Genomic DNA, 22321 nt, shown 5'->3' on the forward strand with positions numbered 1-22321 from the left:
GTCACATTCCTATTTCGTTACTTAATGATTTAAGATGGTTTAAGGCTTCTTTACCGCCGCTAACTGCATAATTTGTATCAATTAACATAGCCTTCCGCTGCTTACGTTCATGGCGTAACGCCGCATCGTAGTACAGCATTAACTGTCGTTCAGTATAAAAACCTATTTGGTCAGGGGGGTGGCCATTGGCGATGAGGGTGGCGTAAACGTCGCGCCAGCGATCGCGTTTCTTTCCGCTTGTCGCTGCAGCTGGGCGGTCATTAGTCGATCGCTCAGCTTGCGTACGAAAAAAGGGCCGCACACACCCCACCATGTCATCATAAGTAAGGTGCCATCTGCATCGTTTAAACTGTTTATCCAGCTTACATTTACACCCGCAGACGTTGCGATCAGTTGAGTTAGTTCGTCTGGATTATCAGACACAACATCCAAAATAGATTCTAACTCTATCCGCTGGCCTGATTTCGTTATCTCATACAAACGGTCGTGCAGGGGCTTCATTAATGGGCGCAACTTCAAACCCTCAATAAAACCATACTCCCTCACGGTGATTTCTTGGCCATTAATTGTTACGGTTTGCTCAGGATGAAGGACCACCAAATCATCGTTCTGGGGGTCCTCCTTTTCTATCCGTGTAGCCATTACTCAGCATCCAGCAGCTCAAGTTTACCGTAGGGGCCCAGCGTCTCATCCAGCTCTGCCGCTGAATCCAGCAACAGCGTACCTGTCAGCTGTAAATCACCGAACGTATCATTAATCAGTGCCAATTGACCCACCGGATTAAACTTAAGACGATACAACCGCACACGAATTTTATCCGTGCTACCGTCGACTGTGTTCATACCGTTCATCATCAGATAACGCACAGGCGGAGCTTGGTTAAACATCAAGACATCAGAGCTGCCACCGTGATCATAATTTGCACTCAGTGGCTGAGTGAGTGTAGACAAATCAATAATTTTAATAACACCACCGACCGCATCTTCAACAGCATAATGCGTACCTTCTACCAGCGTTACAGGAGACCCCGTACTGTCCTGAATAACAACAGACGACACGTTTCCACGCTCCAACATGACTAAATCACCGGCTAATAAATCCTCGGGAAAGTCCTCACCGGTAATACTCGCTGCAGCGACTGTTTTAACCTCGCCATACAAGCCTAACGCTAAATTTTTAGCGCTGCCGTGGTTCAATGTTAGTGAAAACGAGACCTCTGTACCGGTGTTAATCGTGGCACTGGTCCCGCGATTACCGGAATAGCTCTCTTTACGCTTTTCTTCAGACGCCGTGGGTGATACTTGCAACAACGCCGCATCATTAACCCAGTGCATAGCACCCGGCTTACCATTAATGGATTCGCCCAAGTAAACCTTGCCTTGTAGTGAAAAATCTTCCATTACATAGCTCCTTATTTAATGATTTCGCGGTCTTTCAGAAACTTTAGCTGAACCGCATTAACGTTGATTTTGTCACCCGCTTTACACGGTTTCCCCGCATGCTTGTGAGGCTTAGCTAACGTGACCTCCTGCAGTGCGTCGTTTTTAGGTTGTGCGGTTTTAGATGTGCTCATCAGTTACCTCCGATAAAGCGGGTTGTTGTAAATACATCAATCCATAAAAGCGTGTTTTTGTCGTAATCCAATACGTCGCCTTGCTTCCATGCAATAGGACGCATAATGCCTAAATCGGGTGTCCAGCCCAGTAGTGCTTTACGCACAGAGCCAATCAATGGCATGGCATCCTTTTTTGCTGCATCTCCGGTGCTATCACGATAATTACGTACAGCAACAATCACCCCAAACGTCACCAGCGCTTGGCTTTTTCCTCGCTGGCGAGCACCAGGCTGTGCATCCGGATCTGCCGTGTTAACCTCTTGCGCTAACACAACATACGCGGTGCCGTGTCTAAACCCTCGCATCTCAGTGACCGCCGCATAATCAGCAGCGCCGCCAACTGACTGCACAGCAGAAACCTCGTCAGCCAAGTGGCGTTCAATCAACGCGGTATCAAAGGGCTCAAACATTAACGAAACCTCGTTAGTTGCTCACGGCTAAAAACTTTTTCATCAGACTCAAATCGCAAATCAATTGCTGATGGGCTGTTCGTAATGGGGTCGTCTGCACCCAAGCTGAATTTTCCATCCGCTGTTAACTGCAGCAACTTAAGGGCGTCTTTGTAATCTCGCACAATCGGATCTTTATCATCAGAGATACGATCTTGGTGCAACTTATAACGTGTAATAGCCCGCGCCCACGTAGTGACAATACCTGGCACTGGATCCAATGGCAGATAACCACGCTGTGCTAAAAAACCATCGATCAGAGATTGCGCGTCCACCACTGCAGCATCGATGCGCTGCAGGGCCTCATCCGCTATTGCAATCTCGTCAACTGACCATGCACTGCGATCGGTATCAGCCAAGCTGGCTGCCATCAAATCACTGTCAATCAAATGCTGGTGCGCAGCCGTGGCCACTTCAGCCAGTTCACGTGCACCAGGTCTTTCAGACAGTTGGGAGCGGGTTATATACATCACTACTTAGCCTCTGGCCGCGTAAACGGAACTTCCGTAAACGTTACACGCTCAACCACCAAAGCCGGCTCGGCTTCTAGTTGCTCAAGGTCCTGTTCTGATAACGCATGCAGGGCAATGCCATTGCCAGCCTGAGTAAACGAATACCCTGCGCGGCGAAAGCGCGGGCCAACAGAACGCACCCACACACCCTCAACCTCAAGGTCTTTATCCCAGCCCTCAACATCCGGCAAAGATGGCACGTCCTGTGCCTTACTAGCTTCGTTCTCTGAAGCTATTTCTGCAGGTTGTTCCTCATGCTCTGGCAACTCAGGCTTAGCATCCGCTTTAACCGTTTTCCGGCGAGGCTTACGCACAGTCGGTGATGTTTTCTTTACAGTCATACATCACCCCCTTACAGCCACGGAGTAACCAACACATCCACCGCATCACGGTTGACGTTGGTAGCACCATTTGAGTTACGCTCAGCTTTAATCACTTCTAACGCTTTTTCACGTAGCGTCGCAGGTACGACCAGCAGCTTAGGACGAATGCCTAGCTTTTTCCCTTGATCGCCAGTCATGCTCTGCATCGCTGCAAAAGCTGCGTTAAAGTTAGTAGCATTCAATGTCTCTTTTGAGCCATACGCCAACTGCCATAAGCCGTAACCCACGTTCAAACGCGCATCAACACCATACAAATACTCTTTGCGCATAAAGACGTTTTCATCTTTTTCGCCATTGAGCATCACAAAGTTGTACGGCTTACGCTTCTGTAAAATGATCGGTTTAATCACGCGCGTTGTATCAATTAAGAACCATGGCGTCCCGCTACCGCCTTGGAAGTTTGATACAGATGATTCCGTGCCATCCGCATCAGTCACAGGGTGATCGGTATCAAAGAAGTACTGCCCGTCATAGCATTTTTCAGAAAAACCAGCCGATAGCAGCTCATAAACTAATTCAGCCGGATGCTGTTTAGAATCTTGCCCCAATTGAGCCATCAATGGCGTAAAAATACCGTAGGAGTCATCTTCTATCGCATCGCGGCCAACACCCACCGTGTTTTCAAACGACTTATTTTTAATCGTGTAATCATGCAATTCCAGATTCTGAATAACACGATCGCCCAACCACTCACGGAAGCGAGTTGACTGCCCTAGCCATGGGTACGACTCTTTGCTGGTCGTTGACATTACCTCCAACACAAACTGATCAAAATCGACTTCTAAACCATCATATGCATTTTGAAACGCCGCTTTATAGCCAGTAAACAGCAGTTGTAAATTTTGCTGATTAATATCCATCATTTAGTCCTCTTGGGCCGGATTAAAGTTCGACCCAGACACCAGCACTCTCCACGTCGTGGATTTTGCCAGCTACTGAGCGAGTTGAAGTACCATTGGTTTTAGCCACAGTTTCGTCATCGACGATATAGCAGTCATTACCAATATCAGCGCGGGTGATCTCATCCGTAGTCGCGCTGTTGTTAAACAAAAAGACGCCACGGCGTGTCTCAACACGTTCATCACCTGCAGCACCGCCGCTGTTATCCACGTACTCTTCAGCTCGACCACGCGCGGTCAGCGTTGTAGAGGTACTACCAGGCACGGCGTTGCCGCTGGCATCCAGACAGACCAGCGCACCCGCATAGATCTTAGTTGCAGCAGCAACTGGGTCACTGTGCTGGATGCCTTCGCGGCGTTTCGTATTACGATCTTTAGACAGAGCCATGGGTTAGTCCTCCTTAGCGGCTTTGAATTGCTCAGGGGTTAAACCCATCGAGCTGCAGACTGCTAGCTCATCTTGGGTCAACCCAGTTTTATCATCCGTCACCGGAGGCTTACCGTTCGTTTGTGAGGTATTCAGCGCCGCAATGGGTGCCGCTTTATCCAAATAGGCATTCAGCGCAGCAATATCCGTTTTACCCAAGTCGGTAGCCCAGGCTTTCAACGGTTCAATTAAACGCCCATCTTCGAGCGCGTCGTCAATTAACGAGCTAACATCTTTTTCATCGCGTGCTTTCAGTCGCGTATTTAATGATGCGATCTCTGTTTGCATTTGAGCGACGGTTTCAACCGGTACAAATTTAGAGGGATCAACAGCTGAGTGACTAACGCTGGATTTCATTGCAGAACAGGCAGTGATAACGGTTTGCATATCCGTCGTTTCTTCAAGGTCTAACGCTTTGCACAACGCAGCTAGATCTTTATCAGGGCTGGCTGGTTTTAAATCCTTTAGCGCAGCCACCGCTTGATCTTCAGTGGTTGTCTCAGGCAGAGATAGTGCAGCACATATAGCAAGGAGCAATTTATTCACAGGGTCGTCCTCCGATTCCTGATTGAGTCCAAAAGTTGCAGCGGCCAGCAGGGATAACTCATCCATGCCGTCAATTGCGGGGGTATTTGTGAGGGCACCCATAACAACATCAAAAACCTCGCCAGTGGCGGCGTTGTAACTGAATACAGGGCTAAAATAACGATATTCACCGTTGCTGATAAACGCTTTAGCACGCGCAGTTAGCTCTACAGTCGCCCAAAGGCCACTGCCTTCCCGCCACTCTAAAGAGCGAAACCAGCCAGCGGCGGGAGCCGGTTGACCATTTTTCTCTTTGTGTAGCGTTTGATGCTCATAATCCAGAACCGTATCTGTCTTACGCGCATTAAAAAGGGTGATTACTTGCTGTGCTAATGCGGCATTAATCAGCCAGCCTGACACCTTTAACTCACGGCCATCTGCAGGCACAAAAAAACCAGCAGGCGTAACCTGAATCGAAATCAGGTTGTCTGATAGGTCTTCTGGCATCACGAATGAGCAGGGAGCAATAGCAATCAGTTGGCGTTTCACGTTCGCACCTCAACAATTAAGAGTCTCCAGCCTAAACACCAAAACTACTGAGGTCTTTTGTACTAGGGCAAAACTTAATACTGTGGATAGGGCTAAAACGTTTTATAAAGCCTTTATGAGCGTAAAACGGGGGGTAATACTTATGATGGGATAGATAGAGGTGCGTAGAGCGGCTCTCAGCCGCTCAGAGCGTTATCCATATATTCGAGGGCTTTGTTAAGGATCGTCTGATCATCATCCGCACTGGTACCCAACCATGGGCGCGCAGGAATATGCACACTATGCCCACCTACGGTGGCATCCTGAGCAAAGTTGCTGCGGCTCTTCTTCACAAATCGATTACCTACAGAGCCATCGCGGGCGCGTTTAAAGTACAGCGTAGTACTGCGTTGCTTTCTCTTAATGTCACCGCCGAATTGATGGATAGCGCCATAAATCCGATTAGTACCAAATTCCAGCCCCTCATTGTCATACTGTCCGCGCAGCGTTCCTTGCAAGTGACCCCTAAGCGCCAAAATCTTATTCTGATTGCGGTGCTTACGTCGTTTATAACGAGGTGATAGCGGAGCCCACGGAACGCCAGCCGGACTGCGCTGCTCTTTGAATCGTTGGCGGTGTGCCTGCAGTAGATATTCATTGATAATCGCAAACAGCGGCGCAGGTTTTTCCAGCTGGTTGATCGCGTTATTAATGCGTACCTGCACTACGTTCGCGTTATATTCTAACTTTACGCCTGTCATAACCCCCCCTATAATGTAATCACGTCTTGACGCATGTGCTGCCCCCGGCTATTGGGCCCCCAGGTGCGCAAGGTGCCCGTGGTTGCCGGACTGCGGGGCTTCTTACTCGTCATTCTCCTTATCTTTCCTGCTGTATAGCCGTGTGCCAATCCTTGAATCATTGATGTCCCGATCATCTTTGTGAATGGTAATACCGCTCCAACCATCATTACTCCACTCAAACACAGCCAGTGCAGGCACTCGTTGGTCGGGGATTTCAAACTGGGCAATATAGCGGCGTCGTATCACTGCACGTTTAAGCGCCGCTTGGTATTCTAAGCGCACCCAGATCTCATCCGGATCCAACAATGCATCGGCTAACAACAGCATGTACTGGCCACGCCCCGATTTATTAGATTTAAACTGGCCGCTCCTCCGCTGGGTAAACAGCTCCTTACCGATCACCAATGGTTCAGCTAATACATCCCGGAAGATAACAGGCTGGTCCAATGTGGCACCAAAACGAGACAGGAACGCGGCGGCATATTGCTGGTCACTCAGATTATCCGCTAATAACAGATCTGGGCTGACAGTCCGAGCGGGTGGCAGCTCTGCACGGGAACGAATGTTCGGCAAGCCGGGACCACCCGTTGAACCAGATATTGGAGGTTCCGGCCGCTCAGGGGGTATAGCGCCTTGTAACCGGCTCATGCCAGGCGCGTGTTCAAAGCTAGGGTCAATGCCTACTGGTACCGAAACCGTACGTGGCCCGTTTGGGTTGCGCTGGCCAATTACGCGGGTTTCCATGTTCAGTGCCGGTGCCTGGTCTGGGCCGGTTTTACCCATCACCCTCAGGTCTGACTCTGTTAAGCCTGTCACATAACACTGACAACCCCACCCATTTGATGGAAAGTGGGTTTTCCACCACGGATCATCAGCCCGTAAAACAAGATTATCCCATTTTAGATGTTCCTCTCGTGGGTGCTCAACCGCATCACTGTGATGGTATTGACGATATGGCAACACATCCTGCATATCATCCAGCTGTTGTAAACGCCCCGCGTTATAGCTGCTGAATAGATTGGTTTCGTAAATGGTACGGCTGCGCCAATCCCGACCGCCGTTATAATCCCAGCCGTAACGCGCAACAATGTCATCAAAGTCGTTGCGAAACGTTTCCAGTGTGGTGCCATCGTCAATCGCTTTTTCAATCGCTGTGCGAAAGTCCTGCACCAGCGCATCACGATTAGCTCCCGCCACTACAAACGCCCAATCATGCTCAGCGTTGTAGATATCAGTCCAGTGTTTAGTTGGTAGGTTCAGCTTACGGCGGAAAAACTCAGATTGCTCTTTAAACGGTACCGAACCATACACCGCATCAACCATTATTGGATTCCTCAATAATCGAGTTACGCCCAGCCAAGCTAGCTGCGGTCAATGCCTCACCCATCGCTGCAGCGTACTGGTCAAGGGTCATGTCCGGGTATTGCTCCAACAGCCGATCTCGCAGCTCGTCGAGTGTTTCAGCCTCATTCATTAACGTGCGGATCTGCTCAACCCAGCCGTCAACAGCGGGGGATATTGTTTCTTGCACCTGTGGCAACATCTGCTGCGCAGGCGTGTTTGGATTAACAGCTGTTGTTATTTCTGCTGTTATTTCGGCATTAGCAGAGGCTACGTCCGTGGCCGGTGGCACCGCAGGCTGCACAAAGGCCTGTCGCATTAATATCTCCTCATCAGGCTGAGGCTCCGGGATAGCCACTTTACTCTGGGCCCACTGGCGAGGGATCTTAAAGCCCATATCAACCAGCGTTGGCAGGGCTTCAGAATACACCTGCATATCTTCAGGGTCTTGAGTATTAAACTCAAAACGTGGGCAACGATTCCAGCTATCCGCTAGGCCATTCAATACAGCAATGGGATACACCCAGTCACGACTGATAGTTTTCTGAATCTGCTTAGCATCAGCATCGCGCAGGTCCATGCGCACCTCATTATGCACATTGCCCAATGCGTTCGTTGATGATTTACCGTCCGCCTGGCTTGTGAGTGTGCCCCCTAAAATTGCTTTGCTTTGGGTCTTTTCACACCAGTCAATCATTAACTGAAACGCAGCCGGATCACCCTGTGCTGCATTCAAAAAGTCCAGCTCCATACCGTTAGGGATAATACCCGCTGCATTGTGTCCAAGCTGCGCCAGCGCTCGCAATAGCGTTAATTTCTCTTTATCGGTTGCACCGGATGGATATTTACCCACCCGCATGGGGATACCATAGATCTCCAGAAACTCAGCCAGATCACCCACAGAATAGTTTTTAAACAGATAGGGCCATACGAGTACTCGAAACAGTGCCGAGCGCTCTAGGTAGCCAGACTTTGCTTTATGAACATGCGTTATCCAGCCGAAGGGTTGCAAGGGTTCACCCGCGGCAGAACCCCTAAGCCTAATCTCCTGACGTTGCCCCCGCACCAGCTGAAACCAGCTTTGCGGCCGATGAATAACAGCCTTCGGCACGCGGTAGCCCTCCAGCGTTTGCCAGCCGTCAAATTCTAGGCACGCAAACCCCTTTCCGATGGCGTCGGTGATATCAAACAGAATCTCCTCAAAATCATCTTCAGCTTTCAGTAACTCATTGAGAATCGCAGCTGATTTTTTCTCTTGTGCGCTGGCATTATCCGGCGGAACAATACTCCAATCCAACCCAATTATTGCGCGGCGGCGCTTGCCCATCTCAGACATGATATGGCCGTCTTTCTCTTCCATGTCCTCAAATAGTTCGTATTGGCCGACAATATCGCCTTGCTCAGCGGCATCCAGAATCGCTGCCAATTTACTGGGGGTTAGCCCTCGTGATGGGTGGTTGGCAAACTCATGATGCAGGCTAGTGATATGTGAGGTTTGTCCTGTTTTCAAATCTTTATCATTAACCACGGTACCACTTGGGCTAAAAAAGCGCGCAGCAGAGGCCAGCAGCGCTGCAGCATGTTTAGATTTAATTACCATGCGGTTGACTCCGGAAGGATAAGATCATCCTCATTGTGAACATTATCAAAACCACGGCTCTGTCTAGGCAGTGGAGTAAAGTCGATTTCACCGCCATCCATCCATGAGGCGCGAACAGCCATCACTAATCCGACAGCAAAATCACCGTGGCGCTTACCGCGCCCTCCGGCGGATTGCAGGTCTTTCGTGCGGCCCTTATCAATTAGAGGGACCCCGTTTTCCACCTTGATGGCCAGCAGGTCATCTAGGGTTGTTTGGTGCCGAGCAACCTCGATATTAAAGGCCTCAAGCTCACCTTTTAGCTTTGGCATCCACTCGTGGTACCAGCTGGCTGACAAGTGCACCTGGTCAACCATACCTGCTCCATACTTCAACGCGGCCTGCTCAGCGAGATAACCACCATTACCCGTCGCATCAAACGCCATGCCCCCACGGCGCGGTAGGCGATCACAGATGTAAAACATCACTTGTCGTTGCTGTTCATACGTCAGGCTACGCAGCTCAACACGAAACGTTTCACGCTTGCGTAGGCTGGGCTTAATCGCCAAAGGAACAAACACAGTCAAGTCGCCATGGCGGGCAAAATCCTCACCAAACACATGGCGATCGGCAGGGTCTAACTTTTTCAGCTCAGGTAGTAAATTAATGCGACACCAATCATCCACCTCAGCTTCGCGCATTTCAGGCGTCCAGCCCTCAAAGCCTTCGGGGGCTTCAAAGCGGTGAATATTGATAGAGTGATCCGCCACCATCGCGGCTTCAATCAGCACACGAGAGAGATAGTTGCCGCCTGATTTTTTCGGCACACAGCCATATTCCTCATCAGCAGATTCGGTATTAGGTGCGTTTTTATACAGGTCATCACGCCATTTCTTTTCAGCCTCTAGGCTCCATTCTTGCCCAGTTACATAGCAGATACGTTTATATAACCCCTCGGCGATCGCTTCATCCAAGGTGATACGGTGCACGCTGTAATCCTTACGCCCCTCACGCACATCCTGAATGTATGTATTAAAGGCATTATCAACGCCGTTGTGGGTACTGATCAGGCGTACTTTGTTGCCCCACATAGTCAATGCCAGTGCGGCTTTCAGCAGCTCTTCAAGTGATTCATGGAATGCCGCCTCATCGATCACCACATCACCCTGTAAACCACGTAAGTTGCTGGGGCGGGAACTCAGTGCCTGAATCTTGCGGCCCGTTTTAGGAAAACGGATCATGTAGGTTAAAATCTCTTCTTTCTTTGCCGAATCCCAAAACGTTTGCTCATAGACATCGGCGTCGGCTAACTCGTTAAAAGCTCTCGCAAACAGCGCGCAGGCGGCAATATACTCCAGCGCCATCTCTTGCTTACTGCCTACATAAAACGTATTACACCCCCCGCGACGCCGAGGCTTAGCAGCATTAAGGACATTACGACCAGCCTCGGCCCAGGTAAGGCCGGTTCGGCGGGATTTTTCTGCAAGCATGATCTGGCTTTCATCTTCAAACCAACGTTGCTGATAGGGTAAAAAGATCGATTCGTGCTCTGGCTGGGCGTCTGATATCTCCTGCGGTACATCAACTCCGTACAGCTCCATCTCATCCGCAAGATCGATTTTACGAGGCTCGGTTATCGCTTTCAGATTTTTTGTTATTTTCTCAGCCATTAGGATTTACCCAACAAAATGCCGCGTATTCGGCCTTCCAGCTCTTCACTCATGCCATCAGAGCCCCGCATCTCTTCTAGGCGCTCTTCCTGTTCCTGCAGCAGCTCAGCCTTAGCCGCTTTCTGAATCTCTTCCTGGTACTTCTTCAGACTAATGCTAGAGCGTGTCAACGTAGCGATATTTTTAGCAGCATCAGCCAACAATCCAATGCGGGCTGCTGGCTCCATATCATCCGCTTCTTGCAGCGCCATAATCGACTCAAACAGCTCAGACTGAATCATCGCTGTCAGCGCCTCAGATCGCGCATCTTCACGATCGCCTGCGTGATTTCGTATTATTTTTGCAGCCTCAGTACTGGCACGGATAGCAGACAATCGCCGTTCAAGCTTTTGGCCGTATCGATGCACAGCGCTGCGGCTCGGTAGTTCATCACTGTGCTGCGGGAACGTGGCCTGCAAGTCAGCAATTAACTCATCTAGAGTGAGCCGATCATCAATCAACAGTCGCTCGATGTGTGTTTTAATCTCGGCCGGTAAACGTGCAATGGATGACCGACCGGGTGATGTGATTAATGGCGTTTCATCAGTCATATCGATTACCAGTACTTCACAGGCCGGGCAATACCCGGCTCACAATCAATGGTGTACTCAGCGATATCAGTACCATAGCGTGTCAGATCGCATTTCCACTGCCCGCTGGGCTCTTTCTTAATCTCCACCAGATCACGGTCGTGTAAATAATCCAGCTCTCGACGCATCTCTAGCTGGGTTGCATTGGGGTATTCAGACTGGGCAACGGTTAGAATTAGCCGCTCAGGCGCACCCAGCGGACGCGCATTATTTAATGTTAATAAAATCAACCAGCGGATTGACTCACGGCGTGCCCGTTCAATATCAGGATTCATTACGTTTAGCTCCAATCATTGCGCGCAACTGCACGTTTTCAAGTTTATTACCCAGTGAGTCCATTTTTGCCTCTAGCACCGATTGACCTCGGATATAATCCTCACGTCGCACATAGTGGAGAGGTAAGTCTTTCTGCAGATCGTTTAGGTCTCGCTCAATCCGCTTCCATTGCTCACGTTCCTCAGTGTTTGACGACTCCATCGCCTCCATTCGGTCACTGACTAGCTTTAAACTGCTACCGATATAGTTCTGCATTTGTGCAAAAATCAGCTTGCCAATTGCGGCTAACGCCAGCAGAAAAAACACCATTACACCGATGAGTTGAGTAAATGTAATATCAACGGCCATCGTCATTTGCCGCTCCTTTTAATCGCTCGTAAAAACGCCCAGCACATTCACCGTATTGATCATAAAGCTGCTTTAACGCAACAGCGGCCGCATCGGCGCTATTATCAGCAGGTTCAATCGGCATGGGGCATGGCACCTGTAATACCGCTGGTTGCGGCGCTGGCGGCACGGTCACGGGCTTGTTTAAGCTGCTGCATGATGTCGGCGCTAAAGCGACAATCAACACGCTCAGCAGACGTTTTAGAAAGTGCATGGCGCAACTCCTCAGTTGTTTTGGCATCGTCAGCCGCCTGTTTCTGAACCAAATGACTCAACCGCAGGCTGGTTGCGTTTGCGTGTTTCGCCTGTGTGGCGGCCGTTTCAAGCAGTGTTGTTAAGGTAGCTATATCGTCAGATTGGCTGTCGTTAACGGCGGCAGCATAGCCCCGCTCATAGCCTGACTGATCTGCGTATTCCACAATCCACGCGCCCCCCAGCAACACAACAGCTGTTACAGCAACCACAATCAAAATGCGCCTCATAACGAAAACCTCGCAGCGCAAACACCACGGCCCCAGCCCGCAGCAATATATTGCGGCTCATGCTGGGCTAATATGCGCCGAGGGTAATCACGGTTTTCAGAAAAGTTAGCGGCAGATCGCCCAGCGTTGTGGCGTTCGATGTTATCCCACCACAACCATCGGCTATTACCGTTGGCAACGGCCAGCTTCTTATCACGCAGCACCCAGCCCAGCCCACCGTTATAGGCCGACAACACCATCGCCCATCGGTCACAGTTAGTGTCGGCCTTCAGCCGAGCATGCAGCCACTGGTCATATCGCACCATCGCACGCATAGACCAACTCGGGTTATAGGGATCAACGTTTTTTAGCTCAGGGAAAACATTAATAATCCACGCAGCGGTAGCTGGCATAAACTGAGCCAGCCCCTGCGCACCCACCCACGACGTGGCCGTAGGTTGCCATGCAGACTCCTGATGAATCTGCGCAGCAAAGGTGGCTATGGGGGCATCTAACCCCCATTGCGCGTGAGCTGTGCGTATTAAGGTACGCTGGTATGGCTTAGCTGCATAAGGAACATCAGCATAAACCGGTGTGCATGCGGCTGTTGCAAGCAGCAATAACGCCAGCAGTAGTGCTGCAACAAACTGTATACGAACCCCTGCAATATGCATGGCTACAGCCCCAACGTTAGGCCTAGCACGCAGGCAGTGATAATCAGTGCCCGTCGCAGTGTCGCTACTGTGGCAAAAACTTTATCTAACTCATCAGCCCGATCAAACAAAATATGAGGTCGCGCATACGGAAACATCAACCGATCCAGCAGATACGCCAGCGTCACCGCTAACACGACCAGCACCAGCTTATATAGCACCACAGGGAGTTGAACGGGCGAGATCACCGTAAGGCACGCCAGCAACACAACGCTGGCTAACAACCAAACGAGAAAACGAAATAGGGGGAATTTTTCAAACATGACGCACCTCTTAGTTAGTTCAGTGATGACTGAATGTGTCCTAAGAGAGTGCGGTATTGTGTTAAAAAGGTCTTTTGTACAGGGGCAAAAGCGTATAGATCAGATTAAGCACAGACTAAGAGGAAACCTACAGGAGAAGCTTAATATGTCAGCTGCGCAAGAAAACCAAATAAACCTTTCAGAAGAAACACTTCATGAATTAGAAGCACTGGCTGAAAAGTGGGAAGCTAATGCACGCAAAGCATTTGAAAGAGGCGAATTAGAAGAAACACGATATATGCGCCGCTTTGTGCAGAATGAGGCAATGAGTCGATATAACTGTGCTATGCAGCTACGGGCAGCATTACTAAAGAGCAACCGCATATCTGAGCTAGAGATGGATGCACTGACAGCAGACTCCGAACAACGAATCGAGGCTTTCCGTACAGTTTTGCAAGACAGCATCAGTGCGGGGGAAAGCTGCGCCGAATTTCGTGATCGATTACGGTCAACGCCTGTTGCCAAGGCTCTGATTCCACCGCGACATACCACTTAGTCGAACGGAAAACTGAGTCAGGCTGCCGCAGTTTTATCATAAAGTCCACAAGCAGCCCGGACACGGTTATCCGTGCTTGAGTTGATAGATCGCCCCAAGCATCAACCTGACACTGCGCAAGCTGCAGCAGAAAAGCAACCGCTTCATGTTCTACAGAAGCATCAAGCTTTCCCTTATATTCAATCAGCCATGGATACCGTTGCAACAGATAATAAATACAATCGAAAGCTTCCTCTGCGTTTATCTCTTTATTCATTATCATTTTCCTTGATTAAAACCCTACTTTTTTTCCATTTAAAGTAAAATCCAGCATCATATCATCAGGCGCTTCATACTCACCTTTAGAGTTTTGACTAACATAACCAGAACAGACTGATGTTGAATTAATGCTGGCATTAAATCCATTTTTGACTGTAAAGTCTGAAATTAATACTTCGAAATTCCAGAATTGATCAGTACCCCACCTATCATTTGCTTCTTTGTCGGGTACCATTTTATATAACGAAACCTTTGGCGAATCTACGCGCCAACCATCATATTTAGCCCATTTTTCTAATCGATTTTCAAGCCCATCGACACACGCCTCGAACAACATTTCCTCTGACGACTTACAACCTGAAAGCAAGACTGTTACTAACGCTAGAACGCTCCATTTCATTATGTAATACATCACTCACTCCTTGTTTTCCAACATCCATAACTTAATCAATTCACCTAGCGCATGTATAGCGTCAGCCGTAAGGGTTAACTGATAACAATCGCCCATAACTACCCGGTTGTGATCTCCATTGATATGAACATCCATTCAGCACCTCCTGTGCCGTCATCGTTAATCGTTATTTATTTTTAATAATCCTACCACCAACCACGTGGTTGTTGTCGCCCTGTATCGTCATCGAGCTACTACCTTTGCTGTTATCAATATGGGTATGCTTACTAGATGTATCCGTTTGTGTGGCGACAGCGCTATTAGCAAAAACTCTAGCGGTGGATCTCAGTGCCTTTTTACCTTCAGTCGCACTTTGTCGGTAATCATCTAGCAGCGCCTTCTCATCCGCAGACAATACATTTAGCGCCTGTAACACCAAATCACTATTACCAATCTCTATACCCGTTAACAACATCTGTACACGGGTTTGTGCATCGGCATCCAAGCCTGACATCTGCGCACGCTGCGTGGCACCGGCCACAGCATCTAAGCGGCGTTCCAGCTCTTCCTCACTACTCGACCGAAACATAGGCCCGTCGCCTGTTGCCAGCCATTCTGCGCGCACATTGAGTTTACGAATGAGAGCTTCACCTTCTTCTCGTGTGAGATTTCCCGCTCTGCCTCTGGTTAGGTTTTTCACACGATCAACTGTTACCCCCATCACCTCAGCAAGGCCCTTCTGCTTAAGACCTTGATAGCTCATTAACTCTTTCAATTGAGATGAAAGTACTCCAGACATAAAAATACCCTTGACAAGGAGTACTCAGTACCCCTATATTAAATACAAATAACTACTAAACAAATTTAACAGAACACGAGGTATAGAACCCCATGTCTAAATGTAAAGCACTCACCCCTAATGAAGTGAAAGCCCGCTTTCAAGCTAACGGCATCACGTTCACCCAGTGGGCCAAGGATCACGGCTACACACCTAATGCTGTTTACCGCGTCCTGAATGGCTTTGATAAAGCCAAATACGGCAAGGCCCATGAAATTGCCGTCAAGCTTGGACTTAAACCTTCTGTCGATACAGCTGACATACAAGCCGCCTAAAAAGGAGCTGCCGCCATGAGCCAGATAGCCCTCAACCTGCCCAACCCACTCGCCGCCCGTGAGAGCCTGTTTCTCTCAACCGATGGCGCACCGTTTACAACCAGTCGCGCCGTTGCCGAGCGTTTTGGCAAACAGCATAAAAACGTTATTCAGTCCATCGAAAACCTGATCACAAACTGCCCTGATTCCGAGTTTAGCCAGCTGAATTTTCAGCCCGCTGAATATCTTGATGCGCAGAAAAAACCGCGTATCGAATACCGCCTGACACATGACGGTTTTGCCTTTCTAGCCATGCGCTTTACCGGTAAAGAAGCGATGGCCTGGCAAATTGCCTTTCTGCAAGCCTTCAATGCTCTCGAAGCCGAACTGCGTACCAAAGAGGCCCGCTTTGCCAAAGCCCTAGACCATGTTCGCCCCACATTGCGCCCCATTGTAGAAGGCACTGAACAAGGGCAAAGCCGCGCTGACATTGCAGCACCCTTGGGTAAATCAGTTAACAGCGTCACTTACCACCGCCGCAAAGCCCGCGAATTGGGTCTGCTGCCAACCCACCATTGAGGTCACTATGATGAGAACTCTACAACCACGTTTCCCCTTTGGCTTTTCTCCCTGCGCATCGGTTTTGGGCGGTGCCTCGCCTCAGCCATCCATTACCCAGCGGCGCGTTAATCTGAAATGCCAGATTAATGTCAACGGCATAACGTACGATCTCAATGCAGACGTCCATTCTATGGTCGAGGTCGATCTAACACGCACCACGCCTACTGCCGTGTTCTGGCGCCATGCCGGACAAGACACCGGATTTAATCAGGCGCCAGTGCATCAGCCGTTCTCCTATTGGCCTGGTCTCGAGACATCCCTGTTGACACAAAGAAATCGCTCAGCAAGTAGTTCGCCAGCTCATTCAGATTGCTCGGTACCTGACTCTGTACACCAAAGCGGATTTGAAGATTATCCGCCTCAATGCGCAGTGCCGCCTGCAGCTTCTGCAGATCCAGTGGTTGATGCTGTGCAAGCGAACCAGCCAACACCCGATACGCATAGTGCATGGCAATGTTTTGCTGCCGTAGTTCGTCGATTGCTTGGTTCAGTATTTCGATCTGGTCGCTCATAGCTACCTCGTTACGATAAGAATGTACCGCAAAGCTTAGTTTTTTGAAACTGCTTTGCCCAGAGGCAAAAAAACTATTTGTTTGGACGGACTCAAACATACAACCCAAACGGTATTTCCAATGAAAAGAAGAATGCGGAAAAACTGGAAAAACTACGTACCACCTAGTGCACGTGATGCGCTGAAGGCGTGTAGAGATTATGCCGATGAAAAACACAACCTCAGCATTGAGCGTATTGCGGCGCTTATGGGGCTGGAGGATCACTGGGTCTTATATAAATGGATCGGCAGCGGTCGCATGCCTGCCATTTTAATCCCGACCTTTGAGCACGTGTGCAAAATTAATTTGTATTCACGCTGGCTAGCGGCAAGTAACAACCGCTTGCTGATTGAGATACCCAGCGGGCGTAACGCTACTGCTGAGGATATCCAGCAATTGCAAACGCAGCTACATGAGGTGACCGGCATGCTAATGGGATTTTATGCCGGCAACTGCGAGGCCGAAGAAACGCTAAACAGTATTCAAACATCAATGGAATCGTTGGCGTGGCATCGAGGCAATGTAGAGCAACACTCTCAGCCAGAATTGGAGCTTTAACATGAATGACAAAACTCGTAAATCAGACAGTGGCGGCCGCGTGTTACGCGTAATGAAGGCTCTGCGTGGCCATAGCCTTACAGGCCTTAGCAATGGTGAGTTAGCAAAGGCAATGAACGAAAGCCCTGCAACCATCAACCGTTGTCTAAATACCCTAATTGCTGAAGGGCTAGCAATGAAGCTCGACAACGGCCGCTTTGCCCTAAGCGTGAGCATGTTACAGATAGCACAGGCCCATGCTGAAGAGATGAACCGTGCAAGTAGTCGTATAGCAGAACTAAACCAGCGTGTAGCTGCAGGAGCTTATTGAGATGGAAAAGAACAAATCGAAACATCCAGCATTTGATGAGGGGCAATACCTGATAGGCGTAGCTCAGGGAATGATGAATCATCAGATCATCACCCTAGTCCTGAAAGCTGATGGCATGCGCAATATGGACACACCAGTGCAAAACGAGCTGCTAGATGCATTTATTCCGGAGCGGAATAATCCATCAGTACGGGCGATGCTGCTCCGTATTAAAGACCGGTTCGAATATTTGGTGCGTGACGGAAAAAGCACGACTGAAGCCCTGAACCTGATTCGTGAAGAAGGCTTGCTGAACAAATATGAAAATTTGGTTAATCCAGCGCAGGAGATCCACTAATGGATGAACAGAATTACCCGGAAATTGATACGGGCAAAGCTATAGCTTCTCAACAACAAGCAGCTCGGCTGGAGGCAGCTTTTACCGAAGAGCAACGGCGTATTACATCTATTGTGAGCCGTCGGTTGGGACGTAAAGATATTATCAAGATGATGACTAAATTATTAACCGTTACGGATCTCATAGACCTTCAACAGCTAAAGGATTCTAAAGAATACAAAGGGTTAATGCACATTGATGAAAATAAAAAGTCGCAACCGATTACGACTTGGGCTGAATACTGCAAAGTAATTGAAGGTCGCTCAGTAGAGTCAATTGATAATGATCTGGCTAACCTCAACACCTTTGGCGAAGAGATGTTCGATGCCATGCGTCAGGTAGGCATCGGCCCTGGAAAAATGCGCTCTATTCGTAAACTACCAGAAGATGAGTTGCTGCTGATCCAGCAGGCAAGTGAGAGCGATGATAAAGATCAGGTCGTTGAATTGATCGACAACCTTGTTACGAAGCATGCCAAAGAGAAAGCTCAACTCGCAGAAGAAAAGGAGCAACTCACCTCTGAGCGCGACGAGGCCGTGGCAGATAGCGAAGCCACACGCCAAGTTTCCGCCCAAAAAGACGAGAAAATCAACCACTTGTCCACTGAGCTGGAAAAATCCCGCCGTCGTATTAGCACCAGCGAGCCTGACCAAGTTGCTAAAGAGCTGCAAATAGAAGCGGCTGGCATCGCGGCTGAGTTTAAAAGCATTGTTCAAACCAAGCTACGCCCTGCAGTTGAGGCGCTAATGGACTATCAAACGCTGCACCCTGAGATAGACCAACAAAACTGGTTGTCAGCCACTATCAGTGATTTACAGCTGGATCTTACAAACCTAGCAGATGATTACCAGCTAGACGAGCTAGCTCAAGCCCAGCTGCCTGATTTTTTAAACCCCGAAAAAGTCGCTGCGGCCAACGCTAAGGTTGGCGCGATGCGCGATGAGCGAGGTATCTGATTGTGAGCGCCGTGAAACTTCAACGCCTGGTCGCGGTAGCCCAGGCCGCTGCGGCGGCGGGTCACGGCGGCAAGCAAGACATTTATAACAAAGCGTGTGCAGATTTAGGGGTTTCGTTAGCCACATTGCATCGACAGCTGGAGAGAGTAAAGGTGACAACAAAAACACGTAAACAGCGGTGTGATGCGGGCAACAGCGGATTAACACTGGATGAGGCAAAGCTGCTCTCCGGTGTGCTAATGGAGACCATTAAACAAAACGGAAAGCGTCTTTACAGCATCACTGATGCGGTTGCTGGGTTGCGAATAAATAATCTTATTCGTGCTGAGCGTATAGACAAAACAACCGGTGAGCTTATTCCCATGAGTGACAGTGCCATTAGCCGCGCAATGAAAAACTACGGTGTACACCCTGACCAGTTGCTAGCCCCAGCGCCGCATTTAGAGATGGCCAGCCTGCACCCCAACCATGTTTGGCAGATCGATGCGTCACTGTGTGTGCTGTATTACCTAAAGCCGCTTAAAAACCAGGCGAACGGCTTGCAGGTGATGGATGCGGATAAGTTTTATAAAAACAAACCTAAAAATCTAAAAAACATTATGGCGGATCGAGTGTGGTCGTACGAGATTACAGATCACACATCCGGCTGGATTTACGTTGAGTATGTAATGGGCGCGGAGAGTGGTGAAAACCTGTGTAACGTGCTCATAAACGCCTTGCAAGAGCGCTCTGGCGAGGGCGATGTTCTGCACGGTGTACCAAAAATTTTGTATATGGACCCCGGTAGCGCTAACACCAGTGCTATGGCTAAAAACCTGTGTCGGTCACTAGGTATTGAAGCCATTGCCCATGCGCCAGGCGAGGCCCGTGCCACGGGCCAAGTAGAGAACGCACGAAACATTATAGAACGTAAGTTTGAGGCGGGTTTAAAGTTTCAGCCGGTTGCAGATCTCGCTGAGCTAAATGCCTTAGCTGCGCAGTGGCGTGCGGTTTTCAATTGCACGGCTGTACACCGCCGGCATGGTAAAAACCGTACCGATATTTGGATGCAAATTAGTGCTGAGCAGCTTATTAAAGCACCGTCGGTTGAGGTGTGTCGTGAGTTAGCGGTGGCTGAGCCAGTTAGCCGAAAAGTGACGCCTAAGTTGCGCGTTAATTTCCACGGTGATGAATACGATGTTGGCCAAGTGCCCGGCATTGCAGTGCATGAAAAAGTAATGGTTACGCGCAACCCATGGCGTAGTGATGCTGCGCAAGTAGTTATGCGTGATGAGCACGGACATGAGGTTTTTCATGTTGTGAACAAGGTGCATAAAACAGAGTTTGGTTTTGCTGAAAATTCTCCGGTTTACGGTGATGGCTTTAGCAGCATTGCAGACACAGAGGCACAAAAAGCAAAAGCCTCAGTTGAACAGATGATGACAGACACAGAGACACCGACTGATGCACAAGCCGCGCGTAAACAAAAGGCATTGCCATTGGGCGGTAAATATCAACCCTTTAAGGCATTGGACGATGCCAACCTGCCTACGTTTATGCCTCGCCGTGGTACCGAGCATGATTTGAATCTGCCGACCCTGGCACTGCCGCCGCTCAGTCATGTGCAAGCGGCTAAACGATTACGCACCCGTCTAGGTGACGCATGGAATGCAGCCAGTTTTGAGTGGTTGCAGCAGCGTTACCCTGAGGGTGTTCCTGAAGATGAGCTGGAAATTATTGAACAGAAGTTACGCCAGCCGGAAGCTGCACCACTACGCGTGGTGGGAGGTGACAAGTGTTAGAGGTTAAAAATGTGCTACGCACGATAGAGCAAAAACAAGCCGATTTGGCGCGTTTTTTGAGTGTGAGCGATGCAACGCTATCGCTGATCGTCAATCGCAACGAATGGCCAAAGTCGATAGATCATGACGGTTTAAAACAAGGGATTAACGACTTTTTACGAGCAAACGGAGCCACTGATCAACAGCTGTCTAACGTTTTTGATGTTGCAACTGAGTTGGTACCACTAAAACCTAAAAAACCGGAGCCGGAGCTAAAACCTGCACCGGAGCCAGAATCAGAACCAGAGGAAGAGATCATGTTATTGCGTAAACAGACTATGACACAGGAAGCCCGTCGTCAGTTTGGATTTGGCCGTAGCCCGTTTGATGAGGTGCGTAACCCGAATGAGGTGTTTCTGACGCCAGACAGCCGTTATGTACGTGAAGCGATGCGACAGACCGCGAGGCATGGCGGCTTTATGGCCGTTGTTGGTGAATCCGGTGCGGGGAAAAGTACGCTGCGCAGGGACCTTGTGCAGTGGGCTCATGCTGATCAGCAAGTGACTGTTATTGAACCCTATGTGCTAGGTCTGGAAGACAACGATATGGCGGGTAAAACGTTAAAGGCCAGCCACATTGCTGAAGCGATTATGACTGAAATTGCACCGCATATTCGCTTAGCCCGTAGCCCCGAAACGCGCTTTCGTACTGTGCATGAGGCTCTACGTGAATCACACCGCGCGGGTAATCGCCATGTGCTGATTATTGAAGAAGCCCACGGTTTGCCTATACCAACCCTAAAGCATTTAAAGCGGTTCTTCGAGCTAGAAGACGGCTTTGAAAAACTGCTGGGCATCATCCTCATTGGGCAGACGGAGCTAGGCCAAAAGCTTGATGAACGTAACCCTCGTGTGCGAGAGATTGTGCAACGTTGCGAGATTGTTCATCTGCGTCCTATTGATATAGAGCTAACCGATTATTTGCGCCACCGCTTTGCAATGTCAGGCCGCAACGTAGACGAATTAATGGATACCGACGCAGTTGAGGCATTGCGTTACAAGCTGAGCGGGCGTGGCCATTCTGTACTTTATCCCTTAGCAATTCATAACGTTTTAATTGCTGCATTTAATGAAGCCGCAGCGTTGGGTATGCCATCACTCAATGCTGATCTAATTACCGAGGTGTGAGATGAATACTCAAAATAATCACATTATGCAAAAGCTGGAAGAGACAAAAGCAGCAGCCAGCGCATTAATAGCAGAAGGTTTAACTGTGACGCATATAGAAATTGAGGGTGCACACCCACGCCTTCATTTATTACGCGGTCCACGTAAAACGGGAGCATTACCTATTTGCTGGAAGGCGATCCGTCCCAGTAAACGCGGATCGGGTCGAGAAACTGAGATGGCAGCCTGTGTAAACGGCTGCGAAGTCCGCTGGATAGAGGATTAAT

Annotated in this window: 35 protein-coding genes; 11 read left to right on the forward strand and 24 right to left on the reverse strand. The window is 49.3% G+C overall.

All coding sequences use genetic code 11. The annotated features are described in order from the left end of the window. Window position 1 precedes the first annotated feature (1 nt). The 21 genes from ACOQOE_RS10870 to ACOQOE_RS10970 all read right to left on the reverse strand — a co-directional run bounded on the left by ACOQOE_RS10870 (window position 2) and on the right by ACOQOE_RS10970 (window position 13460). The gene (locus ACOQOE_RS10870) at window positions 2-139 is read right to left on the reverse strand and encodes a hypothetical protein (RefSeq protein WP_420553974.1); all 138 of its coding nucleotides are present in this window, start codon (window positions 137-139) and stop codon (window positions 2-4) included. A 23-nt stretch (window positions 140-162) separates the two neighbouring features. Next, complete coding sequence (locus ACOQOE_RS10875) at window positions 163-642, reverse strand: DUF6631 family protein (RefSeq protein WP_420553975.1); 480 nt, start codon at window positions 640-642, stop codon at window positions 163-165. Further along, window positions 642-1400 carry a hypothetical protein gene (locus ACOQOE_RS10880; protein ID WP_420553976.1) on the reverse strand — a complete coding sequence of 253 codons (759 nt, stop codon included), beginning with the start codon at window positions 1398-1400 and terminating at the stop codon, window positions 642-644. The genes ACOQOE_RS10875 and ACOQOE_RS10880 overlap by 1 nt, the downstream gene beginning before the upstream one ends. 11 nt (window positions 1401-1411) lie before the next feature. Then, window positions 1412-1573 carry a DUF7210 family protein gene (locus ACOQOE_RS10885; RefSeq protein WP_420553977.1) on the reverse strand — a complete coding sequence of 54 codons (162 nt, stop codon included), beginning with the start codon at window positions 1571-1573 and terminating at the stop codon, window positions 1412-1414. Next, the gene (locus tag ACOQOE_RS10890) at window positions 1573-2025 is read right to left on the reverse strand and encodes a phage tail terminator protein (RefSeq protein ID WP_420553978.1); all 453 of its coding nucleotides are present in this window, start codon (window positions 2023-2025) and stop codon (window positions 1573-1575) included. The genes ACOQOE_RS10885 and ACOQOE_RS10890 overlap by 1 nt, the downstream gene beginning before the upstream one ends. Continuing rightward, entirely contained in the window at window positions 2025-2534 is a 510-nt protein-coding gene (locus tag ACOQOE_RS10895; RefSeq protein WP_420553979.1) for a gp436 family protein, read from the reverse strand. Before ACOQOE_RS10895 ends, ACOQOE_RS10890 begins: the two co-directional genes overlap by 1 nt. Window positions 2535-2536: 2 nt before the next feature. Continuing rightward, window positions 2537-2917: an HI1506-related protein gene (locus tag ACOQOE_RS10900; protein WP_420553980.1), complete on the reverse strand. Its 381-nt coding sequence runs from the start codon at window positions 2915-2917 to the stop codon at window positions 2537-2539. An 11-nt stretch (window positions 2918-2928) separates the two neighbouring features. Then, entirely contained in the window at window positions 2929-3822 is an 894-nt protein-coding gene (locus ACOQOE_RS10905; RefSeq protein ID WP_420553981.1) for a Mu-like prophage major head subunit gpT family protein, read from the reverse strand. A gap of 19 nt (window positions 3823-3841) precedes the next feature. Further along, window positions 3842-4246, reverse strand: a complete 405-nt coding sequence (locus ACOQOE_RS10910; RefSeq protein ID WP_420553982.1) for a hypothetical protein — start codon at window positions 4244-4246, stop codon at window positions 3842-3844. 3 nt (window positions 4247-4249) lie between these two features. Then, window positions 4250-5359 (reverse strand): phage protease, encoded by a 1110-nt coding sequence (locus ACOQOE_RS10915; RefSeq protein WP_420553983.1) that lies wholly within the window; start codon window positions 5357-5359, stop codon window positions 4250-4252. Between the two features lie 176 nt (window positions 5360-5535). Then, window positions 5536-6099: a phage virion morphogenesis protein gene (locus tag ACOQOE_RS10920; RefSeq protein ID WP_420553984.1), complete on the reverse strand. Its 564-nt coding sequence runs from the start codon at window positions 6097-6099 to the stop codon at window positions 5536-5538. 102 nt (window positions 6100-6201) lie between these two features. After that, a complete protein-coding gene (locus tag ACOQOE_RS10925; protein ID WP_420553985.1) occupies window positions 6202-7464 on the reverse strand; it encodes a PBECR2 nuclease fold domain-containing protein in 1263 nt (420 codons plus the stop codon). After that, window positions 7457-9082 (reverse strand): DUF935 domain-containing protein, encoded by a 1626-nt coding sequence (locus ACOQOE_RS10930; protein ID WP_420553986.1) that lies wholly within the window; start codon window positions 9080-9082, stop codon window positions 7457-7459. The genes ACOQOE_RS10925 and ACOQOE_RS10930 overlap by 8 nt, the downstream gene beginning before the upstream one ends. After that, a complete protein-coding gene (locus ACOQOE_RS10935) occupies window positions 9076-10731 on the reverse strand; it encodes a hypothetical protein (protein WP_420553987.1) in 1656 nt (551 codons plus the stop codon). The genes ACOQOE_RS10930 and ACOQOE_RS10935 overlap by 7 nt, the downstream gene beginning before the upstream one ends. Then, complete coding sequence (locus ACOQOE_RS10940; RefSeq protein WP_420553988.1) at window positions 10731-11321, reverse strand: DUF3486 family protein; 591 nt, start codon at window positions 11319-11321, stop codon at window positions 10731-10733. Before ACOQOE_RS10940 ends, ACOQOE_RS10935 begins: the two co-directional genes overlap by 1 nt. 5 nt (window positions 11322-11326) lie before the next feature. Then, window positions 11327-11635, reverse strand: coding sequence for a cytoplasmic protein (locus ACOQOE_RS10945; RefSeq protein WP_420553989.1), 309 nt, complete (start codon window positions 11633-11635; stop codon window positions 11327-11329). Continuing rightward, a complete protein-coding gene (locus tag ACOQOE_RS10950; protein WP_420553990.1) occupies window positions 11625-11990 on the reverse strand; it encodes a hypothetical protein in 366 nt (121 codons plus the stop codon). The genes ACOQOE_RS10945 and ACOQOE_RS10950 overlap by 11 nt, the downstream gene beginning before the upstream one ends. Beyond that, window positions 11974-12108, reverse strand: coding sequence for a hypothetical protein (locus tag ACOQOE_RS10955; RefSeq protein WP_420553991.1), 135 nt, complete (start codon window positions 12106-12108; stop codon window positions 11974-11976). The genes ACOQOE_RS10950 and ACOQOE_RS10955 overlap by 17 nt, the downstream gene beginning before the upstream one ends. Continuing rightward, window positions 12098-12505, reverse strand: a complete 408-nt coding sequence (locus ACOQOE_RS10960) for a hypothetical protein (protein ID WP_420553992.1) — start codon at window positions 12503-12505, stop codon at window positions 12098-12100. Before ACOQOE_RS10960 ends, ACOQOE_RS10955 begins: the two co-directional genes overlap by 11 nt. After that, window positions 12502-13158: a transglycosylase SLT domain-containing protein gene (locus ACOQOE_RS10965; RefSeq protein ID WP_420553993.1), complete on the reverse strand. Its 657-nt coding sequence runs from the start codon at window positions 13156-13158 to the stop codon at window positions 12502-12504. Before ACOQOE_RS10965 ends, ACOQOE_RS10960 begins: the two co-directional genes overlap by 4 nt. 2 nt (window positions 13159-13160) lie before the next feature. Then, window positions 13161-13460 (reverse strand): putative holin, encoded by a 300-nt coding sequence (locus ACOQOE_RS10970; protein ID WP_420553994.1) that lies wholly within the window; start codon window positions 13458-13460, stop codon window positions 13161-13163. A 145-nt stretch (window positions 13461-13605) separates the two neighbouring features. On the opposite strand from ACOQOE_RS10970, the gene ACOQOE_RS10975 reads away from it, so the two are divergent. Continuing rightward, window positions 13606-13995 carry a hypothetical protein gene (locus tag ACOQOE_RS10975; protein ID WP_420553995.1) on the forward strand — a complete coding sequence of 130 codons (390 nt, stop codon included), beginning with the start codon at window positions 13606-13608 and terminating at the stop codon, window positions 13993-13995. A 271-nt stretch (window positions 13996-14266) separates the two neighbouring features. Here ACOQOE_RS10975 and ACOQOE_RS10980 read toward each other — a convergent pair whose 3' ends face one another. Genes ACOQOE_RS10980 through ACOQOE_RS10990 form a run of 3 tightly spaced genes read right to left on the reverse strand, consistent with a single transcriptional unit; the run spans window position 14267 to window position 15443 of the window. Next, entirely contained in the window at window positions 14267-14665 is a 399-nt protein-coding gene (locus tag ACOQOE_RS10980) for a hypothetical protein (RefSeq protein WP_420553996.1), read from the reverse strand. A gap of 3 nt (window positions 14666-14668) precedes the next feature. Further along, the gene (locus ACOQOE_RS10985) at window positions 14669-14800 is read right to left on the reverse strand and encodes a hypothetical protein (protein ID WP_420553997.1); all 132 of its coding nucleotides are present in this window, start codon (window positions 14798-14800) and stop codon (window positions 14669-14671) included. A 31-nt stretch (window positions 14801-14831) separates the two neighbouring features. Beyond that, entirely contained in the window at window positions 14832-15443 is a 612-nt protein-coding gene (locus ACOQOE_RS10990) for a helix-turn-helix domain-containing protein (protein ID WP_420553998.1), read from the reverse strand. 92 nt (window positions 15444-15535) lie between these two features. Here ACOQOE_RS10990 and ACOQOE_RS10995 point away from each other — a divergent pair, with 92 nt between their 5' ends. The 10 genes from ACOQOE_RS10995 (at window position 15536) to ACOQOE_RS11040 (ending at window position 22320) form a co-directional block, all read left to right on the forward strand. Further along, window positions 15536-15757 carry a DNA-binding protein gene (locus ACOQOE_RS10995; protein ID WP_420553999.1) on the forward strand — a complete coding sequence of 74 codons (222 nt, stop codon included), beginning with the start codon at window positions 15536-15538 and terminating at the stop codon, window positions 15755-15757. Window positions 15758-15772: 15 nt separating this feature from the next. After that, complete coding sequence (locus tag ACOQOE_RS11000) at window positions 15773-16315, forward strand: Rha family transcriptional regulator (protein ID WP_420554000.1); 543 nt, start codon at window positions 15773-15775, stop codon at window positions 16313-16315. Window positions 16316-16322: 7 nt separating this feature from the next. Then, window positions 16323-16871, forward strand: coding sequence for a hypothetical protein (locus ACOQOE_RS11005; RefSeq protein ID WP_420554001.1), 549 nt, complete (start codon window positions 16323-16325; stop codon window positions 16869-16871). A gap of 118 nt (window positions 16872-16989) precedes the next feature. Continuing rightward, entirely contained in the window at window positions 16990-17466 is a 477-nt protein-coding gene (locus tag ACOQOE_RS11010) for a hypothetical protein (RefSeq protein WP_420554002.1), read from the forward strand. 1 nt (window position 17467) lies between these two features. Further along, window positions 17468-17776 (forward strand): helix-turn-helix domain-containing protein, encoded by a 309-nt coding sequence (locus ACOQOE_RS11015; protein WP_420554003.1) that lies wholly within the window; start codon window positions 17468-17470, stop codon window positions 17774-17776. Between the two features lies 1 nt (window position 17777). Continuing rightward, a complete protein-coding gene (locus ACOQOE_RS11020) occupies window positions 17778-18113 on the forward strand; it encodes a hypothetical protein (RefSeq protein WP_420554004.1) in 336 nt (111 codons plus the stop codon). Next, window positions 18113-19108, forward strand: a complete 996-nt coding sequence (locus ACOQOE_RS11025; RefSeq protein ID WP_420554005.1) for a hypothetical protein — start codon at window positions 18113-18115, stop codon at window positions 19106-19108. Before ACOQOE_RS11020 ends, ACOQOE_RS11025 begins: the two co-directional genes overlap by 1 nt. Before the next feature lie 11 nt (window positions 19109-19119). Further along, complete coding sequence (locus tag ACOQOE_RS11030; protein ID WP_420554006.1) at window positions 19120-20889, forward strand: hypothetical protein; 1770 nt, start codon at window positions 19120-19122, stop codon at window positions 20887-20889. Then, a complete protein-coding gene (locus ACOQOE_RS11035; protein ID WP_420554007.1) occupies window positions 20883-22055 on the forward strand; it encodes an ExeA family protein in 1173 nt (390 codons plus the stop codon). Before ACOQOE_RS11030 ends, ACOQOE_RS11035 begins: the two co-directional genes overlap by 7 nt. A 1-nt stretch (window position 22056) precedes the next feature. After that, window positions 22057-22320: a hypothetical protein gene (locus tag ACOQOE_RS11040; protein ID WP_420554008.1), complete on the forward strand. Its 264-nt coding sequence runs from the start codon at window positions 22057-22059 to the stop codon at window positions 22318-22320. Window position 22321: the final 1 nt, after the last annotated feature.

It is taken from the genome of Neptuniibacter marinus (assembly GCF_965223595.1).
Taxonomy (GTDB): Bacteria; Pseudomonadota; Gammaproteobacteria; order Pseudomonadales; family Balneatricaceae; genus Neptuniibacter; species Neptuniibacter marinus.